Source organism: Pseudomonas sp. R2-37-08W (assembly GCF_003851705.1).
GTDB lineage: Bacteria > Pseudomonadota > Gammaproteobacteria > Pseudomonadales > Pseudomonadaceae > Aquipseudomonas.
In genome coordinates this window covers 2,918,226-2,936,544 of the sequence record NZ_CP027728.1, presented here as the reverse complement: position 1 = coordinate 2,936,544, position 18,319 = coordinate 2,918,226, and the positions used below count along the sequence as shown (strand labels likewise).

Genomic DNA, 18,319 nt, shown 5'->3' with positions numbered 1-18,319 from the left:
CCTGTTTATTGTTATTCACACGCCTACAATTTTCTCTCCGGGCCGAAGGCTTCATCCACCTTGGCCAGGTCGGTGTCACGCAAGTTGCCCGCGTAGTAGTGCAATTTGGTCCAGGCCATCAGGTAGTCGTACCGCGCCTGGGCGAGGTCGCGGCGGGTGCTGTAGAGCTGCTGCTCGGCATTCAATGCATCGAGGTTGACCCGCTCGCCGCCGAGGATGCTGTGCTTGGTCGACACCACCAGCGCCTCGGCGGAGGCCAGGGCTTTTTGATAGGCGCGCAGCTTGCTCACCCCGGACAGGCACGCGCTGAACTGGCGGCGCAGTTCGATCAGGGTTTCGCGGGTCTTGCCTTCCAGTTCGTACTCGGCCTGTTCCATGGCGCGGCTGGCCTGGCGCGTGGACGCCGAGATGCCACCACCGGCATACAGCGGCACGCTGACCTCGACGCCGATGGTGTTGGTGTCGTAGCGCTGGTTGTAAGTGTTGCCGCTGTCGGACTCCTGCTTGCGCGAACTGGCGTACGCAGTGACCTTGGGCAAATGCCCGGCGCGGTTGCGCTCCACTTCATAGCGCGCCACTTCCAGGGCCTGGCGCTGGGAGGCGAGCGTCGGGTTGTTGCTGATCGCCAGTTCATGCCAGGTGTCATAGTTGGCCGGCGACAGGGTGAACGCGGCGAAACCCTGGTTCAGCGGTGCCAGGTCGTTGATGTTGACGCTTTGCACGCCGATCAACGCACCCAGCTCGCGCAGGGACGCATCCTGCTCATCCAGGGCCTGGATCTCTTCGGCGGTGACCAGCTCATAACGCGATTCCGCCTCGAGAATATCGGTGCGGGTGCCCTCGCCTTGCTGGAACAGGTGCTGGTTCTGTTGGAACTGTTGCTCGAAGGCTTTTTTCTTGGCACGGGCGATGTCGATCTGGTCCTGGGCGAACAGCGCCTGGGTGTAGTAGCTCAACACCCGCACCAGCAGCGCCTGGCTCTTGTCGCGAAAGCTTTCATCGGCAAACAGCGCCTGGGCCACGCCCTTGCGGTAGTTGGCATAGGCTTCGTAGTCGAACAGCGGCTGTTGCAGGCTGAAGGTGGAGCCGTAGCTGTTGTAGTTGCGGTCGTCGCGATAGCTGCCACCGCGCCCATCGGGCAAGTGCGCCTCGGAGTTGTTGCGGCCCTTGTTGTAGTTGTACGACAGCCTGGGCAACAAGCCGGCGCGGCCGATGGTGCGGTTTTCCAGGCCGGCGTCGCGCTCCTTGATCGCGCCGAGGAACACCGGGTCATTGCGCAGGGCTTGCTCGTACACATCGAACGGGCCCATGGCGGCGTGCGCGCTGGCGCAGCTGAACAGCAAGGCGATGAACACAGGTTTCATGTTCATTCCTCGGTCAACGCGGAGCCGGCGCGGTCGAGCAGCGGCTTGAACAGGTAATTGAGCAACGAGCGCTCGCCGGTGCGCACGAACATCTCGGCGGGCATGCCCGGCTTGATCACCAGGCCGTGGAGTTTTTCCAGCGCTGCCTCGCTGACCGTGGTGCGCAACACGTAATAGGGGGCGCCGGTCTTTTCATCGAGCATCTGGTCGGCGGAAATCAGGCTCACCTCCCCCGGCACGCGCGGGGTGCGGCTCTGGTTGAAGGCGGTGAAGAGGATGTCCACCGGCAGGTGCGTGCCGACCTTGTCCACCAGGTGCACCGGCAAGTGCCCTTCCACTTCCAGGCGCGTGCCTTGGGGCACGATCTCCAGCAGGGTTTCACCGGCCCGCACTACGGCGCCTTCGGTGTGTACGCTGAGGTTGACCGCGATGCCATCGGCCGGCGCGTTGATTTCGCTGTGCTGCAGGTCGAACCCGGCGGAGGTGAGTTGCTGCTCCAGGGTCAGGCTGCGCAGTTGCGCATCGGCCAGTTGGCTGCGCACTTCCTTCTGATATTCCTCGCTGTGCTGCTGCAATTTGAGGCGCGATTCGACAATGCCCTGCTCGACGCGGCCGGTCTCGCCGGCGTTTTGCGCCAGGTCCTGCTGCACCTGGGACAACTGGCGCTGGTAGTCCATCAGCCGATTGCGCGGGATGTAGCCGTTATCGGCCAGGGGTTGCAGGTTGCTCAGTTGCTCACGCAGGGATTGCGCCTGGGCGCTCAGGTCAGTGCGGGCGCGGCGCATGCCGCCCAACTGCGACGTGGCGCCGTCGATGCTTGCACGGATGCCCGCCTGCTCACGGGCAAAGGCTTCGCGCCGACTGCTGAACAGTTGGCGTTGGCCTTCGAGCACCAGCGCCAGGGCCGGGTCGGGGTTGGCGCTCAGTTCGGCCGGAAAGCGCACGCCTGGCAGGTTGTCACGTTCGCTCTGCCAGCGCGCGGCGCTGGCCCAGGCCATGCGGTACTGCGCTTGCAGCGACTGCACGTCGGCCTGGTGCTGGGTCTGGTCGAGGCGAAACAGCGGCTGGCCCTGCTTCACCACCTCGCCTTCGCGCACCAGAATCCGGCTGACCACGCCGGGGCTTAGGGTTTGCACGGCCTTGCGCTTGCCCGACACCACCACCGTGCCCTGCACCGGGATGCCTTGGTCCAGCGGCGCCAGGCTGGCCCAGAGGAAAAAACCACCGGCGCCCACCACAGTCAGCAGCCAGCCCATGCGGACGAAGAAACGTGCGTCGTGTTGTTCAACGATAAGGCTGCTCATGCGCCTGGATTCCTTCCGGCCTGATACTGGCGACTAAAGCTGACGCCGGGTTTTTCCTTCGGTGCTTCCTGCTGCCCGGACAACGCGCGCAGCACTTCCTGGCTGGGTCCGAAGGCCTGCAATTGACCTTCGTTGAGGATCAGCAACTTGTCAGCCTGGGCCAATGCGGAGGAACGGTGCGTCACCAGCACCACGCTGCTGCCCTGAGCCTTCATCTGCACGATGGCGCTGGCCAGCGCGGCTTCGCCGACGGTGTCGAGGTTTGAGTTGGGCTCATCCAGCACGATCAGCCGCGGGCCGCCATACAGTGCGCGGGCCAGGGCCACGCGTTGCTTCTGCCCGCCGGACAGGCCGCCGCCGTTGTCGCCCAGCAGGGTGTCGTAGCCCTGGGGCAGGCGCAGGATCAACTCGTGCACCCCGGCCTGTTGCGCCGCCTTCACCACAAGCTGCGGGTCGGCCTGGCGAAAGCGCGCGATGTTGTCGGCGATGCTGCCGCTGAACAGTTCGATGTCCTGGGGCAAGTAGCCGATATGCGGGCCGAGGTCGTCGCGGTCCCAGCGGTGAATATCCGCGCCGTCCAGGCGCACGGTGCCGGCCAGGGTCGGCCACACGCCTACCAGTACGCGCGCCAGGGTGGATTTACCGGAACCCGAGGCGCCGAGCACGCCCAGCACTTCACCGGCGCCGAGGTTGAAGTTGACGTGGTGCAGGGTCGCCAGGCGCCGACCCGGCGGGCCGGCGCTGACCTGCTCGAAGCTCACCTGGCCGTTGGGCGCCGGTAAGGCCATCTGCTCGGCCTGCGGCGGGAATTCGCGCAGCAGCTCGTCGAGGCGCTGGTAGGCCAGCTTGGCCGAGCTCCACTGCTTCCACACGGCGATCAACTGGTCGATGGGGCTGAGTACCCGGCCCATCAGGATGGAACCGGCGATCATCATCCCGGCGGTCATATCGCCCTTGATCACCAGCAGCGCACCGAGACCCAACACCAAGGATTGCAGGCAAAGGCGCAGGGATTTGCTCAGGGAGGTGATCACCGAACCGGTGTCGCTGGCCTTGTTCTGCAAGCCGAGGAACTGCGAATGCACCGCGAACCAACGCTGGCGCAGCGCGCCGAGCATGCCCATGGCCTGGATGGTTTCGGCATTGTGCAAATGGCTGGTGGCCAACTGAGTCGACTGTTGGGAATAACCGCTGGCTTCGCCCAGGGGCTTTTTGGTCAGGTATTCGTTGAGGCAGGCCAGTGCAATCAACAGCACCGCGCCGGCCGTGGCCAACACGCCGAGCCACAGGTTGAACAGGAAAATCACAAACAGGTAGATGGGAAACCACGGCGCATCGAAAAATGCGAATAACGCAGGCCCGGTGATGAACTGGCGAATATGGGTCAAGTCGCCCAAGGACTGCCCGGCGTGTCCCTGGCCGCGTTGCAGGTTGCGTTCGAATGCGGCTTTGTACACGCGCAAGTTGAACCGCCGCTCCAACTGGGCGCCGATGCGGATCACGATAAAACTGCGGATAACTTCCAGCAGGCCTATAAACGCAAAGAACCCCACGACCATCAACGTCAACATCACCAGGGTGGTTTCATTCTGGGAGGACAGCACGCGGTCGTACACTTGCAGCATGTAAATCGATGGCACCAGCATCAACAGGTTAATCAACGCGGTAAAACAGCCAACGCTGATCAAGATGCTCTTGTATTCACCCAGCGCCTTGAACAAGGGTGCAACGGTATGGGGCTTGGTCATATCTTCTTATCTTCCATGAACCCAAAGTACGCGCACTAGTTGCCCTACCCCTGAATAGCGGGCGGTCAACTAACAAATGAAGTTATAAGCTTATAACCTGAAACTAAGGTGTACGTTGCAGCACCACGACGGCTCCAGATTTAGTGCGGGCCTGATATTCGCCCTCCTTCTGGCGATTCAAGTGCGTAATGCCACTGCCTTCGGCATTCATCAGCCAGATACCGTCCGGCGTCGGCGACCACGTCAGCGGTTTATCGCCCAGCCATTGTGCGACACACGCCACATCGCCCCCCAGGCTGTTGGACTGCTCGAGCAGGTCCAGCGCGCACACCTGGTCACCCTGGTGCAACTGCCAATGCCCCGCCAACTGCGCGGTGCTGGGTAAAACAAGACTGCTCGCCATTGCATGGGCTCCTGCCGACACGATCAAAAGGGTCAACCACTTGGAAAAACGCTGCATCGTTTGGCTCCATCCTGGAACGCGGCGCCGGAGCGCCGCGCTTTACATCACGCCACGATGTCGCTGGCAGCCGCCTGGCCAACGGTGGTGACGAGGAAATCCGCCACGCCGTGCCCGGAGAAGTCAACGGCCAACGTACCCAGGTTAGTACCCGAGGCGTAGGACAGCACCGCGTCGCCGGCATGCCCGGTAAACGCGTTGACGAAGCTCACGCCCGCGCCTTTGGTGATACCGGACAGGTCGATCTTGTCGGAACCTGAGGTGAAGTCAAAGATCTTGTCCGCCGCCCCTGGCTTGGAATCGGACACGGCACCGAACACAAAGGTGTCGCTGCCGGCGCCGCCCCACAGTTGGTCCGCACCGCCGCCACCGTAGATGAGGTCGTTGCCAGCCCCGCCCTTGATGAGGTTGGCGGCCTGGTTACCAATGATCAGGTCGTTGCCCGCGCCACCGAAGGCGTTCTCGACCGTCACGCCCTTGGCGATGGAAACGTTGCCCACCAAGCCGCCGACGTCGGAGAACGAGGTGGCATTGAGGTTGATCTTCTGGTTTTGCGTGAAGCCGGAGAAGTCCAGGGTGTCATTGCCACCACCGTCCCATACCGAGAACACCAGCTTGTCGGCGTTGGACGTGGCGCTGAGGAAATCGCGCCCGGTGTTGGAGTTGAAACCGTAGGTGGTGTCACCGGCGCGGGTATTGAGGTTGGCACCGTAGAGCTTCTGGATCGCGGCGATATCGTCGATCAGCGGACCGGAAGCGTAAGCCTCCACTCCGCCTTTGCTGAAGTTCTGGTTGGTGTTGCTCTCGCTCCAGTAACTCATGACGCTATAGCCACGCGTGTCCTGTCCATAGGTCGCGTCGTTATAGGTCGGGTTGCCATTCCCGGCGTTGTAGTCGCCAGGGTGAGCCAGGCCCAGGGTGTGGCCGATTTCGTGGGTCAGGGTCTGCCGGCCATAGTTGTTCAGGTCCGGGGTTTTGTTCGGCGTGTAGCTGTTGTTGGTCAGGTACCACGAGGTGCCGTCGTAGCCTGCACCGGTGCCGGGCAGGTAGGCGAAAGCCGCCGCGCCATCCTGGCCGCCGCTGTAGTTGCCGAAGGTCATATGTGCGTCACCGCCGGAAGCCTTTTCGGTAAAGGTCACGTTGGCAACATCCGACCAGGATTGCATGGCCAGTGCGGCCTGTGCTTTCTGCTGGGCGTTGAATTGGCTGAAGCCCGAGATGCCATGCTTGTTCATGGTGCTCGAGGATGCCGAGGTGAGGAAGGTGTAGGTCAGATCGATCTTGCCGTTGCCATCAAAGTCCCGGTAGGCGGCGCCATCCCGCAGCAGCTGGGTCGCTGCCTGGTCCACGCTGTAGGACGGTTTGCCATTGACCGTCAGGTTGCCGCCACGGTCATACAAATGGCTGAAGCTATCGATTTGCGAGTAAGCAGTGCTGGCTTGCGCGGCAGATACAATAGCCTTGTCTTTTACTTTTGACATAAACGTACTTCCTTGTTTGCAAGTGCATCAGTCTTTGTTCGATAGGAACCTCGCGGGCGAGGATAGTCCTATCACTCACCTCTTTTGAAGGCGTAAGAAAACTGACACAATCTGAAATCTTTCGTCTACACATATTTCAGCAGGGAAAAGCTGACCCGCAGGCAACTTGGAGAAGTCGCGCGCCGCGTTTGTTGGGGACGGTTGTATTTGAACGACCAAATAGGCCAAAGTGATATTTAAATATTAAATACCCATAAGCCGCTCTAGTTGAGCGCCGTATTTAATGGATCCAATATATTGTCACGGTGTCATTAGCGACATTAAAGAGCCACTACTTGTAAGTAATAGACTCCGCTGTCCCCTTTTACTGGGACATACGCTCGTTGTTTATCCACACATTGGGGCGTGACCTGGACACCCTGGGGTTTGGGACATGATCCAGGTCAATGTCCGTTCAAAGAACCGCCGAACGGGCCTGAAAAAGTCGCGCCGTGCTTGCGAACGAATGCTATTTTGAGGGTTCGATGCCATGACTAGTGAAGGTCCTGGCCCCTGCCGCGAGCTAAAGGAAGCGCTCAATGAACAAGGTAGGCAACATGAACAAAGTGACATTCCCCAATGCCTGTCAGCTGATGCGCTGGCATTTTCATCCGATGGGCTTCGAAGGGAGCATGGACGCCCCCGGCAGCATGGTTGCCCGCCTGTTCGACCGGGCCAGCGGCGAGACGCTGATCGCGATCGCTGGCATTCCCTGCGCTACGGTGATGAACGCCGCCGATGTGGAGCGCATTATCGAGGCGGTGGAAGCTGAGCTGGAGTGTTTTGTGCCGCCTCTGTCGTTGCGGGCCTGATCAATTGCTGCAGACCTGTGAGATCCAACTGTGGGAGGGGGCAAGCCCCCTCCCACATTAACCGCGCTGATCGTCGAAAAACACTTTTTTGCCGTCCACCCGTTCCGACGCCTTCGGCACATTCACCGCCTGGCCTTCCGGCTTTTCCACATACCAATAGCAGTGGCTGACTGCTCGAGTGATGCCGACATAGGCCAGGCGCAGCACTTCGTCTTTTTGGGCGTTGTCGTACGCCTCGCTGTCGCCGTCCCTGCCCAGGCCCGCCATGCGGTAGACCTGGTTCTTGTAAGGCGAGCTGGTCAGGTGTTGGCAGTCCCCGAGTAGAAACACCGCATCCGCCTGCAGGCCCTTGGCGCTGTGGTAGGTCAGCTGTTTCAGCCTGCGCGCCTGCGGTGGCAAACTCGAATCCAGATTAACTACCGCCTGAATATGCTCTTGTATCAACAGCTTATCGCTGCTTTTTCGATACAGCATTAATACTGTACCGCCCCGCTGATAGTGCTCGATCAACTGCCGGGCCAACGCCGCATCGTCGCGCTCCAGCACCGTCACCGGCACCAAGGGCCTGGGCTCGCCAGCGGCCTTCGCCTTCTTGCCGGGAATGGCCGGGGCACTGCGCACGATGTGCTCGGCAGCGTCGATGATGTGTTGGTGGCTACGGTAATTCTCACTCAGCATGACGCGGGTGGTGCTCGGCGAGGTGAACTCCTTGTTGAATTCCATGAAGTACGTGGGCGAGCTACCGCGCCAGCCATAGATGGACTGCCAGTCATCCCCTACGCACAGCAACGATGAACGCTGCGCCCCGCGACCCACGTGCATGGCCGGGCCACGGCTGCGGATTTCACGCAGGCTGGCGCGGATCCACGAGACGATCTGCGGCGACACATCCTGGAATTCGTCGATCATCAGGTGCGACATCGGCCGCAGCAGCGCGTCGCTGAGCAGCTTGAGGTTCTCTGGGGTGTTTTCGCCAAACAACGAAAACATGCGGTTATAGGTCATGATCGGCGGCGATTGCTCAAGCAAGTGGTCTTCCAGGGCTTTCCAGAAAATACCCAGGGCCTCGAAGAACAAGCGGTCCGGATCGTCTTTGGCGAAGCTCATCCGGCCCACGGCGGTGGGCACATCCAACCCGAGGTTCTCGATAAAGCCGGCGGCCATGACGAAGCTGTCGAGGAGCGGCGCCGAGGCAAGCTCGCCCTTGACCTTGTAATCAAACCCGGGCCCGGCCGTGGCATCGCCCGCCAGGCAACTTAACAATCGCTTTGAAGATTCATAGCTTTCTATCCATATCAATGGCTTACGACAGAAAGCTTGAAACAGCGTGCGCTTTACCGCCCACTCTGCGCGCACGGATAGCTTGGCATTTGGCCGGCTGATCTGGGGGTTTTCCCGCGAATCGAAGCCCAGCACTACCCAGGCGTCCAGTTCAGGGATATAGCCATGGCAATGAAACTGCGCGCCATTGATCTCGAACGTCTGCCGGCTCGGTTCGATGCCCTTGATGGGCCAGGCGCCAGCACGAAACCACAGGTCCTCGATGACGTCACAGAGTTCTTCGTCACGCTTGGCCGCCAATTCCGTGACCGCCACGCGCTTCTGCACATCGGGATGATCACGCTCCAGTTCCTTGAGCTGCAGCCCATGGCGTGCCAGCGGTGCGATCAACTCGCGAAAACGCGCATGGCGGCCGTGCAAGCGGTGGTAACACGCGTTCATCTGCTGGCGCTGGGCGTCGTTGATGCGCAGGTCGAACGGGTTGCTGTCGGCATCCTCGAACCCGGCGCTGAGGTTCTCGAAGGCTTGCAGTCGCTCAAAGCCCGGCAGGCTGCGCACCATCGGCAGGATGCGTGAGTGAAAGGTGCGCACCACCGCCTGGGCCTCTTTATGGTCAAGGGGTTGGCCCCATAAGCTGAGAATGTGCATGAGCTTTTGGATGAAGTCTTTGCGCGATTCGCGAGTAAACGTCACCACGGTCATCGAACTCAACTCGAAGCCCAGGTAATGGGTGAGCAACAGAATGCGCAGTACCAGAGAGGTGGACTTGCCCGCACCGGCACCGGCAATCACCGAAGTGGACGGCGTGTCGCTGAAGATCATCTTCCACTGCGCCGCACTGGGCTGGGCGTGTGCCGGCAGCAAACGTGCAACGTCGGCCTTGATGCGCTTTTTTATGTCAGCGGTGAGCGGCAATCGCCAGTTATCGAACAGGCTGTCATCAATGCCTGGCGCACGGGGTTCATCGGACCGGAAATCGCGGATCAGCAGGACTTGCCGGCCCTCCTCCAAACCGTCCGCCTTGCCCTCGCGGTAACCATATTCCACCCCGGCTTCATGCCCGCTGCGAAAACCGTCGGCCTGGCCATGCAACCACGAAAACCGATGCTGAGCGCGCAAACGCGTGAGGCCATGGCCGAACAGGCGCGCGGCAAGCCGTTTCAGTAGCGGCATTTCAGCCAGGGGGCGCAGTTCAGGGGGCAGATCAGGCTGTGGGTGCGGCACGCGGACTCCTGCGATGAGCTAGGTTTTTACAGTGCGCCATGGTCGCCGGAATTGCCGCTCAGTTCCAGCCAAATGCTTTGATCTCATGCGGTTAGGCGATGAAGTGAAAGTTGATACCTGAGATAAACATCAAATAAACAGATAGGAATCAGGCATTTTTTACGCTTTTTATCGATCATGCACTGATGGACCATAGAGCTATCCACAGGAGACGATCATGCTTGAACTTCGACCCTTCAACACCCTGGGCGGCGCCCACCATGGCTGGCTCGACGCCCATCATCACTTTTCATTTGCCGAATACCATGACCCCGAGCGTATGCACTGGGGCAACCTGCGGGTGTGGAACGACGACATCATCGCGCCGGGCAGCGGCTTCCCGCAGCACGCGCACCGCGACATGGAAATCATCACCTACGTGCGTGAAGGCGCGATCAGTCATGCCGATAACCTGGGCAACAAGGGCCGCACCGAGGCTGGCGACGTACAGGTGATGAGCGCTGGCACCGGGATCGCTCACAGCGAATACAACCTGGAAGCCACGCCGACCAAGATCTTCCAGATCTGGATCATCCCGAATGAGGCCGGCCTGCCGCCCTCCTGGGGCGCCAGGCCGTTTCCACAGGGTGCGCGCGAAGGCTTCGTGACCCTGGCCAGCGGCAAGGCCGGAGACACGCAGAGCCTGCGCATTCGTGCCGATGCACGCCTGGTGGCGGCCAATCTGAAGACCGGGGAAAGTGCCGAGTATCGGCTGGACAGCGGCCGCCGGGCGTACCTGGTGCCGGCAACGGGGACGATTGAAGTCAACGGCTTGCGTGCGCAGGCTCGAGACGGGGTGGCGGTTGCGGATGAGCAGGTGTTGCGGGTGACGGCGATTGAAGACAGCGAGATTGTGTTGGTCGATCTCGCCTGATCTCAAGCCTTGTTGGCCTCTAATGTGGGAGGGGCTTGCTCCCGATCGCGGTGGATCAGCATCGAATATATCGACTGACACATCGCTATCGGGGGCAAGCCCCCTCCCACATGGGTGTTGCGTGATTACTGGGAGATTGCTCCGTCTACCAGTACCTGAGCCTCTTCCACCAGCTGCTTGAGGTGATCTTCGCCGATAAAGCTCTCGGCATAGATCTTGTAGATGTCCTCGGTGCCCGACGGACGGGCGGCGAACCAGCCGTTTTCGGTCATCACCTTCAAGCCGCCGATCGCCTGGTTGTTACCCGGCGCATGGCTGAGGATCTGCTGGATGCTTTCGCCGGCCAATTGCGTGGACGTCACCTGCTCCGGCGACAGTTTGCCCAGCAGGGCTTTTTGCGCTGGCGTGGCTTTGGCATCGACGCGGATGGCAAAGGGTTCGCCGAGGGCGTCGGTCAGGCCGCGATAGATCTGACTCGGGTCCTGGCCTTTGCGCGAGGTAATTTCGGCCGCAAGCAAAGCCGGGATCAGGCCGTCCTTGTCGGTGCTCCAGACCGTACCGTCTTTGCGCAGGAACGAAGCCCCGGCGCTTTCTTCGCCACCAAACCCCAGCGACCCATCAAACAGACCGTCAGCAAACCATTTGAAGCCCACCGGCACTTCGTACAAACGCCGACCGATGCGCGCGGCGACGCGATCGATCAGGCCACTGCTGACCACGGTTTTGCCCACCGCCGCATCGGCGCGCCAGTCGGGACGGTTCTGGAACAGATAATCGATGGACACCGCCAGGTAGTTATTCGGCGCCAACAGCCCGCCGGACGGGGTCACGATACCGTGACGGTCGTGGTCCGGGTCGCAGGCAAACGCCACATCGAAGCGCTCCTTGAGGCCAATCAGGCCTTGCATGGCGTAGCTGGAAGACGGGTCCATGCGGATCTGGCCGTCCCAGTCGACGCTCATGAAGCGGAAAGTAGCGTCGACTTCGGTGTTCACCACGTCCAGGTTCAGCCGGTAGTGCTCGGCAATCGCCGACCAGTAGCGCACCCCTGCTCCGCCCAGTGGGTCGACGCCCAGGCGCAGGCCGGCGCTGCGGATGGCGTCCATGTCGATCACATTGACCAGGTCGGCCACGTAGCTGTTGAGGTAATCATGCCGGTGCGTGGTATCGGCCTTCAGCGCCTGGGCGTGGGTGATGCGCTTGACCCCGGCGAGCTTGTTGGCCAGCAGCTCGTTGGCCTTGGCTTCGATCCACTTGGTGACGTGGGTGTCGGCCGGGCCACCGTTAGGCGGGTTGTACTTGTAGCCGCCACTTTGCGGCGGGTTGTGGGACGGCGTGATGACGATACCGTCCGCCAGCCCGCTGGTGCGGCCACGGTTGTAGCAGATGATCGCGTGGGAAATTGCCGGCGTGGGTGTGTATTCGTCGCCCTCGGCGAGCATTACGTGCACGCCATTGGCGGCGAGCACTTCCAGCGCGCTGGCGCCGGCCGGCGTCGACAGCGCGTGGGTGTCCAGGCCGACAAACAACGGGCCGTCGATGCCCTGGGCCTGGCGGTACAGGCAGATGGCCTGGCTGATCGCGAGCACATGCCATTCGTTGAAGCTCAGCTCGAACGAGCTGCCACGGTGCCCGGAGGTACCAAAGGCCACGCGCTGGGTGGAGATCGCTGCATCAGGCTGGCCGGTGTAATAGGCCGTGACCAGTCGCGGGATGTCCACCAGCAACTGGGCTGGCGCCGGCTTGCCCGCAAAAGGACTGATAGTCATGCATAAACCTCGAGAAAAATAAGGATTCGGAAAAATGACAGTTTACGGTGACTTGGACTACGGCGCGACGGTATCGATCCAACAACTAATACAGAAATTTCATACGCGTCAAATCTGCGCCTGCTGCAGTGCCTCTGCCAATGCGTCCAAGGCGATGTCCAGGTTCGGATGCCCGCTGAACGCGTGCCCCAGGCGCATATGCTGGTGATGCAAACCGCTGAGGCTGAACAGCTCACCGGGAGCGATCACCACCTGCTGCGTGACCATGCGCTGGAACACATGGCGCATGTCCACTGCCGCCGTCGACTGCAACCAGAAACTCGCGCCGGCGCCGGGCACCCGATAGCTCACCCGCCCCTCCAGACGCGCCTCCAGGCGCAGGCTCATGGCCTGTGCCTGCTCACGCAGGCGCTGGCGTAACGTCTGCACATGCTGGTCATACCGCCCGCTTTCGTACAAGCGGGCAATGGCGCGCTGACGAATCGACGACAAGCGGAATGCACGCAATAAAAACTGACGCTGCAGCTCGCGGCTCAGCTGGCGCGACAGTACAAAACCAAACGGTGCTTCCGGGCCGAGGATCTTCTCGAACGAGGAGAACACTATCAGCCGTTCAGGCTCGACCAGGTGCCGCAGGGGCACGGAGGACGGTGCGAAGCTCAGTTCGCCAAAGGTGTCATTCTCCAGCAGCCAGCAGCCGAATCGGTCCAGCAACTGCGCCACCTGCATGCGCTCCTGAACCGACAGCACGCTGCCCGACGGCATGCTCACCGCCGATGACAGCACCACCAAGTGCACCGGCTCGTGGCTGAGCAGGTGTTCAAAGGTGCTCAGATCGAAGCGGCCGTCGGCGAGCCAGGGCAATTCGATTACCCGCACGCCGGCCCCCTGCAACAGGCGCAAGACCAGGTAATCGCAGGGTGATTCGGCCACCACCACGCTGCCTTTGAGGCCCAGGGCGTCAATCAGGATCTCCAGGACGCCACGCACGTCGGCGCCGATATACACCTCATCCGCCTGCCAGCAGCGCGTGGGCGATGAGGTATAACGTGCCGCCAGCGCCGCGCGCAGCTCCCAGACGCCGGAGGGTTGCGAGTGGGTTTGCAGGTGGTGCGGATAGCGGCGGATCAGTTGGCGCTCCAGTGAAAGCAACGCACCATCGAGTGAGCCCAGCAGCGCCGGTTCGTCGCCACTGAGTACCACCATGCCAGGCCGCCGCGCTGCCGCGTAAAGGCGCTCAAGCAAGTCCCCACTCGTGGCCACTGGCGCGTTGGCGGCCACCGGCCAGGCAAAGTAGCCGGACTTGGCCACCGAGTAGATCCGCCCTTCCTTTTCCAATATCGAGTAGGCGTACTGGATCGTCGAGATCGACACCTTCAAGCGGGTCGACAACTGCCGCAGGGACGGCAGCTTTACCGGTTTTTCCAGGCTGACTTCGTTGATCAGGTTGATCATGTAGCGATACACCGCCTGGTAGGCAAAATCCGCTTGCCGCTCCCCGCGCAGTTTCATGAGCGCCCGCCCGGGTTCGCACGCACAGGCACGCGGCTAACGCCCCGACACTTGCGCAATCTGCGCCTGCGCCCCACGCCGTTTGCGCGCCTGGGTACCACGACCCGCCTGCTGAGGACGCTTGCGGTACAGGTTTTGTAACAGAGGCAATGGCAGGCCGCTGGTATCAATCAGCCACTGCTGCAGCATCTCTGCGGCGGGCCTGCCCTGCAGCGCCTTGTGCAACTCGGGAAGCCCCACCAGCATGCCGGGGTGGCATTGGCGCAGGTAACCCTCGAGGCGCTCGCCATGATGGATGAAGGGAGAGAACAACAGGCAAGTCAACTGGCCCTCGTCCAGGCCGAAGAATTCCTGGGCATAGGTCGTCGACAATATGCGCCCATCGTGGCCGCCCAATGCATCGATCAAGGTGTCTGGAATGTGTCGACGGCTCATCGCGTCCCTCGCCTGCCGCACAAAAGCCTCGACGCCTTCGCCGTAGGACAGCTCACGCAGGCATTGGGCCTGCAACCCGTGCAGATGCGCCATGAGCAACGGGTTGGGATAGTCAGGATGACTGAAGTGAAAGTCGAACGGGTCCGATTTGTGGGCCAGGAACTCGGTGAGCAGCGGTGACGAGGCAACGTCGACCTCGTCGAGCAGGTCGGCAACCCCGATATAAGCCACATGGCGGTGCCCGCCACGGCCCGGGCTCTGGGCCTCCACGTATTGCTCGCCGTAGAGGTCACGGTAGCAACCGGTACTCCATTCTTCCATGCGCGCAAACAGAATGTTGAGCGACGCGGGCCGGCGCGGCGGGACAGCGACACCCGCAGCCAGGGCCGAACGCTTCAGCCAGGCCAGGTATTGGCTTTGCTTGCGCGCAGAGTCGCCGCTGACCAGCGCATGCACGCCGCCGTTCCACGTGCTCACACGCTGGTAGAAATCCCCCAGGGCCAGGTAAGTGTCAGTGCACAGCGTGGCCCGCACATCCCCGGACGTCAGGTGCCCGATCATCAGCCGGTCGCGTTGGTTGACCTCACGGCCGGCGCTGGAAGCGGGCCGCTGATGATTGAAAGGCTGCACCTCCTGATTTTCCACCATCAGCACCTCCACCCGCGGGTCATCGTGAAAAAACAGCGCGCTGTAGCCCTCATTCAGCCTGCCCAGTGTGGCCTGGGTCATCCCTGCATGCCGCAGCGTCGCCACGCGCAGGTGAAAGGTCTTGGGCGTACGGCCGGCGATGCTCAACTGCGCCGCACGCAGCAGCGCCAACGTATAACTGCTGACTTCGCCGCCGCCGTGGGCGATCAATACTTTATAGTTACCCACATGTTCCATGCCGCCTGCCGCCACCACGATTCGCTGGATCAACAATTGAAGTGCAGTCCGTTCGGCGCGCGTGAAGTGCCCCATCAAACGTTGCAGAACTTGCTGATAAACATAGTTCATGGCTTGTTCGTGAATTGCGCTCATTGTTCTACTACCTGAGTTGAAATATCAGTTTCAAGCAACTCTGCGACGTCGTTGCCTGACCATTACATCTGTAGGTCTGTCTTGCGCGGCAGGGCATAAGAATGATTAAACATTAGCAGCCTGCAACAAAATTACCGGAGCGGACACCTGAGTCGCGGGCAACCCATCCCACAGACAGACGCGCTAACCCGCAGTCGCGTGTGCTCAAGTGGCAGCTCCTAGGAATGTTCCGACACTACCCTACAGCGCGTTAACTAATTAATTAGCGAAACCTCCGACAAATAATAAATCACCCACTTAATCTGGCTTCTTGCAAGAAGAAGGGATGTTTCGAACGTTTTTTTCGACGGGCAAGGTAACGCCTCGTTAGTTTGCTGATGCAAGACAGTAATGTCGGGCAGCTGATCATTGCTCAATCCTTGAGATGATGGTTAAGCCGCAATTATCGGCACTCAACTAATGATTAATAGATACAGAACCGCGCAGGAAAGCAGTTCAGATGATCTGCGGCGCGAACTTCAGTGACGCCCACACAACAGCGCCGCGCTGGATTTCAGGGCGGCATAAGGGCCAAAGGTATTGTTTGCAGGGCGCAACGCCCTCGGAGTGGCTCAACCCGTTCGCGGGTTAAGCCCTGACAAATAGCGCATCTGCTGCATCCGCGCAGACGCTGGAGTATTCATTTGCGAATACTCCTACAGCTCAAACAGCTTCAACCTGCAACGCAACTCGTTCGCGGCACGGGCATTCGTCCATATAGCGGTGGGCTTCGACGAATTGACTGAACGGAAACACCGTGGTTTTCAACGGCACCAGTACCCGGTCGGCAGTCAGTTGGTTGATATCCCGCAAGGCGCGCTGCAACGCCACCTGGTCCTGAATGATGCCCAACTCCGGCTTGCCGGTGAAGTTGCCGATGCAATGCACGAAAAACTGAATATTCTTCTGGAACGCGGCGCAGGCCGGGAAAGGTGTCTGGTTACCGCCTTGCAGGCCATACAACACCAGGCTGCCACGCGGCGCCAGCACATCACCGAGCAGCGACATCTGCGGCCCGCCCAGGCCGTCGAACACCACATCGACGCCACGGTCACCCGTGATTTTGTTGATTTGCATGAGCAGGTCCTGCTCTTCGGTGACGATGACCTTTTCCGCCCCCAGCGACAGCAGGTATTCACGCTCCGCGCTGTCTTTGGTCGCGGCAATCACCCGTACCCCCAAGGCTTTGCCCAACTGCACGAACGAAGGCCCGGCGCAGTGGCTGGCATCGGTCACCAAGGCAAATTGCCCAGGCTTGACCCGCGCCAGGTCCATGTAGGCAAAGTAGGCAATCAGCAGCGGCGTGTAGTGCACGCTCGCTTCAATGGGGCTCAAGACATCCGGGTAACGGGTCAGGGCCGAACGGGGCAGGACGATCTGCTCGCCATACACCGGGTAATCGTTAGGACTTTCGGCAGGAAAACTGGCGACCTTGTCGCCCACCGCCAAGTCATCCACGCCGTCGCCCAGGGCGACAACCACGCCGGCCATTTCATGGCCAAGGCCAGACGGCAGGCGTGCATGGGACGACGCCAGGTTCTGGCGCCACAAAACGTCGTACCAGCTGATACCAATCGCGTCGACACGCACCTGCACTTCGCCCGGTGCGGGCTGCGCGGTTGCATGCTCTTCGCATTTGAGCACCTCGGCCGGACCAAACTTGTGAAAACGAATCGTGCGGGACATCGCAAACCTCGTCAAAGTAACCTCTAATGCCATGAACTCTATCTGGGCTTTCCCGGTAAGACCACCGGTCGCCATTAATAGTCGACATGCCTGTCATTGATTCCGCATGTGAGGCATAGACCTCAGCTATCGTAGGAAAACTCAATTATCTTGTGCAGAGTACCAGCCTTTCCCCGTAAGATTCATGCCGGTCATGCTTCTGAACGGAACCTTGGAGGTTCTGGATATGGCCGCTCTCGTCAAGTTCGCTGACTCTTCCAGGACACAAGATGAACCGTAACGACCTGCGTCGTGTCGACCTTAACCTCTTGATCGTATTCGAAACCTTGATGCACGAGCGCAGCGTGACCCGCGCCGCCGAGAAACTGTTTCTCGGCCAGCCGGCCATCAGCGCGGCCTTGTCACGCCTGCGCGGGCTGTTTGACGACCCGCTGTTCGTACGCACCGGGCGCAGCATGGAGCCAACGGCCCGCGCCGTGGAAATCTTCGCCCTGCTCTCCCCGGCCCTGGACTCGATTTCCACCGCCGTCAGCCGCGCCGCCGAATTCGATCCAGCTACCAGCACTGCGGTATTCCGTATCGGCCTGTCCGATGACGTGGAATTCGCCCTGCTGCCGCAATTGCTCAAACGCCTGCGCGCCGAAGCCCCCGGCATCGTGCTGGTGGTGCGTCGCGTCAACTACATCCTGATGCCCGGCTTGCTGGCCTCCGGCGAAATCTCCATCGGCGTCAGCTACACCGCCGACCTGCCGGCCAACGCCAAGCGCAAGGTCTTGCGCCGCAGCCTGCCGAAACTGCTGCGCGCCGACAGCGTACCCGGCCCACTGAGCCTGGACGACTTCTGCGCGCGGCCGCATGCCTTGGTCTCGTTTGCCGGTGACCTGAGCGGGTTCATCGACGAAGAGCTGGAAAAGCTCGATCGCAAACGCCACGTCGTGCTGGCCGTGCCGCAGTTCAATGGGCTGGGCACGCTGCTGGCAGGCACCGACATCCTCGCCACCGTACCGGATTACGCGGCAGAGGCGCTGACCTCGGCGGGTGGTTTGCGAGCGGAAGACCCGCCGCTGCCGGTGCGTTCGTTTGAGCTGCACATGGCGTGGCGTGGGTCGCAGGATAATGATCCGGGGGAGCGGTGGTTGCGGTCGCGGATTCAGATGTTTTTTGGGGACCCCGATAGCCTGTAATGGAATTCCACTAAAGTCCAAAAAGCCTTTATTAACATAAGGTTCCGG

General features: G+C 60.9%; 13 protein-coding genes. 3 read left to right on the top strand and 10 right to left on the bottom strand.

From position 1 onward, the window contains the following. Window positions 1-23 precede the first annotated feature (23 nt). The 5 genes from C4J93_RS13470 to C4J93_RS13450 all read right to left on the bottom strand — a co-directional run bounded on the left by C4J93_RS13470 (window position 24) and on the right by C4J93_RS13450 (window position 6,357). Complete coding sequence (locus C4J93_RS13470) at window positions 24-1,364, bottom strand: TolC family outer membrane protein (RefSeq protein WP_124429597.1); 1,341 nt, start codon at window positions 1,362-1,364, stop codon at window positions 24-26. 2 nt (window positions 1,365-1,366) lie between these two features. Continuing rightward, window positions 1,367-2,668 carry an HlyD family type I secretion periplasmic adaptor subunit gene (locus C4J93_RS13465; RefSeq protein ID WP_124429596.1) on the bottom strand — a complete coding sequence of 434 codons (1,302 nt, stop codon included), beginning with the start codon at window positions 2,666-2,668 and terminating at the stop codon, window positions 1,367-1,369. Beyond that, entirely contained in the window at window positions 2,665-4,416 is a 1,752-nt protein-coding gene (locus C4J93_RS13460; protein WP_124429595.1) for a type I secretion system permease/ATPase, read from the bottom strand. The genes C4J93_RS13465 and C4J93_RS13460 overlap by 4 nt, the downstream gene beginning before the upstream one ends. 103 nt (window positions 4,417-4,519) lie before the next feature. Continuing rightward, window positions 4,520-4,876, bottom strand: coding sequence for a protease inhibitor Inh/omp19 family protein (locus C4J93_RS13455; protein WP_124429594.1), 357 nt, complete (start codon window positions 4,874-4,876; stop codon window positions 4,520-4,522). A gap of 47 nt (window positions 4,877-4,923) precedes the next feature. Continuing rightward, on the bottom strand, window positions 4,924-6,357 hold the full coding sequence (locus C4J93_RS13450; protein ID WP_124370688.1) for a serralysin family metalloprotease: 1,434 nt from the start codon (window positions 6,355-6,357) through the stop codon (window positions 4,924-4,926). A 578-nt stretch (window positions 6,358-6,935) separates the two neighbouring features. On the opposite strand from C4J93_RS13450, the gene C4J93_RS13445 reads away from it, so the two are divergent. After that, window positions 6,936-7,208 carry a DUF1652 domain-containing protein gene (locus C4J93_RS13445; protein ID WP_124367027.1) on the top strand — a complete coding sequence of 91 codons (273 nt, stop codon included), beginning with the start codon at window positions 6,936-6,938 and terminating at the stop codon, window positions 7,206-7,208. A 57-nt stretch (window positions 7,209-7,265) separates the two neighbouring features. Here the strand turns inward: C4J93_RS13445 and C4J93_RS13440 are convergent, their stop codons facing one another. Continuing rightward, window positions 7,266-9,713 (bottom strand): UvrD-helicase domain-containing protein, encoded by a 2,448-nt coding sequence (locus C4J93_RS13440; protein ID WP_124429593.1) that lies wholly within the window; start codon window positions 9,711-9,713, stop codon window positions 7,266-7,268. 217 nt (window positions 9,714-9,930) lie between these two features. On the opposite strand from C4J93_RS13440, the gene C4J93_RS13435 reads away from it, so the two are divergent. Further along, window positions 9,931-10,626: a pirin family protein gene (locus tag C4J93_RS13435; protein WP_124429592.1), complete on the top strand. Its 696-nt coding sequence runs from the start codon at window positions 9,931-9,933 to the stop codon at window positions 10,624-10,626. Window positions 10,627-10,751: 125 nt separating this feature from the next. On the opposite strand, the gene pgm is transcribed toward C4J93_RS13435, so the two are convergent. From pgm to C4J93_RS13415, 4 genes are all read right to left on the bottom strand, one after another. Beyond that, window positions 10,752-12,395: a phosphoglucomutase (alpha-D-glucose-1,6-bisphosphate-dependent) gene (gene pgm / locus C4J93_RS13430; protein ID WP_124429591.1), complete on the bottom strand. Its 1,644-nt coding sequence runs from the start codon at window positions 12,393-12,395 to the stop codon at window positions 10,752-10,754. Between the two features lie 108 nt (window positions 12,396-12,503). Beyond that, the gene (locus C4J93_RS13425) at window positions 12,504-13,907 is read right to left on the bottom strand and encodes a PLP-dependent aminotransferase family protein (protein WP_124429590.1); all 1,404 of its coding nucleotides are present in this window, start codon (window positions 13,905-13,907) and stop codon (window positions 12,504-12,506) included. A gap of 36 nt (window positions 13,908-13,943) precedes the next feature. Beyond that, the gene (locus C4J93_RS13420) at window positions 13,944-15,362 is read right to left on the bottom strand and encodes a hypothetical protein (protein WP_124429589.1); all 1,419 of its coding nucleotides are present in this window, start codon (window positions 15,360-15,362) and stop codon (window positions 13,944-13,946) included. Between the two features lie 702 nt (window positions 15,363-16,064). Continuing rightward, window positions 16,065-17,087, bottom strand: a complete 1,023-nt coding sequence (locus C4J93_RS13415) for a zinc-dependent alcohol dehydrogenase family protein (RefSeq protein ID WP_124362828.1) — start codon at window positions 17,085-17,087, stop codon at window positions 16,065-16,067. 269 nt (window positions 17,088-17,356) lie between these two features. Between C4J93_RS13415 and C4J93_RS13410 the strand changes: the two genes are divergently transcribed. Then, on the top strand, window positions 17,357-18,271 hold the full coding sequence (locus tag C4J93_RS13410; RefSeq protein ID WP_124367023.1) for a LysR family transcriptional regulator: 915 nt from the start codon (window positions 17,357-17,359) through the stop codon (window positions 18,269-18,271). Window positions 18,272-18,319: the final 48 nt, after the last annotated feature.

Excerpts from the sequence above, each read along its gene's own strand:
- C4J93_RS13420 (WP_124429589.1), bottom strand. The coding sequence starts at position 15,362 with ATGAGCGCAATTCACGAACAAGCCATGAACTATGTTTATCAGCAAGTT.
- C4J93_RS13410 (WP_124367023.1), top strand. The coding sequence starts at position 17,357 with ATGAACCGTAACGACCTGCGTCGTGTCGACCTTAACCTCTTGATCGTA.
- C4J93_RS13415 (WP_124362828.1), bottom strand. The coding sequence starts at position 17,087 with ATGTCCCGCACGATTCGTTTTCACAAGTTTGGTCCGGCCGAGGTGCTC.
- C4J93_RS13450 (WP_124370688.1), bottom strand. The coding sequence starts at position 6,357 with ATGTCAAAAGTAAAAGACAAGGCTATTGTATCTGCCGCGCAAGCCAGC.
- C4J93_RS13465 (WP_124429596.1), bottom strand. The coding sequence starts at position 2,668 with ATGAGCAGCCTTATCGTTGAACAACACGACGCACGTTTCTTCGTCCGC.
- C4J93_RS13455 (WP_124429594.1), bottom strand. The coding sequence starts at position 4,876 with ATGCAGCGTTTTTCCAAGTGGTTGACCCTTTTGATCGTGTCGGCAGGA.
- C4J93_RS13470 (WP_124429597.1), bottom strand. The coding sequence starts at position 1,364 with ATGAAACCTGTGTTCATCGCCTTGCTGTTCAGCTGCGCCAGCGCGCAC.
- C4J93_RS13460 (WP_124429595.1), bottom strand. The coding sequence starts at position 4,416 with ATGACCAAGCCCCATACCGTTGCACCCTTGTTCAAGGCGCTGGGTGAA.
- C4J93_RS13445 (WP_124367027.1), top strand. The coding sequence starts at position 6,936 with ATGAACAAGGTAGGCAACATGAACAAAGTGACATTCCCCAATGCCTGT.
- pgm (WP_124429591.1), bottom strand. The coding sequence starts at position 12,395 with ATGACTATCAGTCCTTTTGCGGGCAAGCCGGCGCCAGCCCAGTTGCTG.
- C4J93_RS13425 (WP_124429590.1), bottom strand. The coding sequence starts at position 13,907 with ATGAAACTGCGCGGGGAGCGGCAAGCGGATTTTGCCTACCAGGCGGTG.
- C4J93_RS13435 (WP_124429592.1), top strand. The coding sequence starts at position 9,931 with ATGCTTGAACTTCGACCCTTCAACACCCTGGGCGGCGCCCACCATGGC.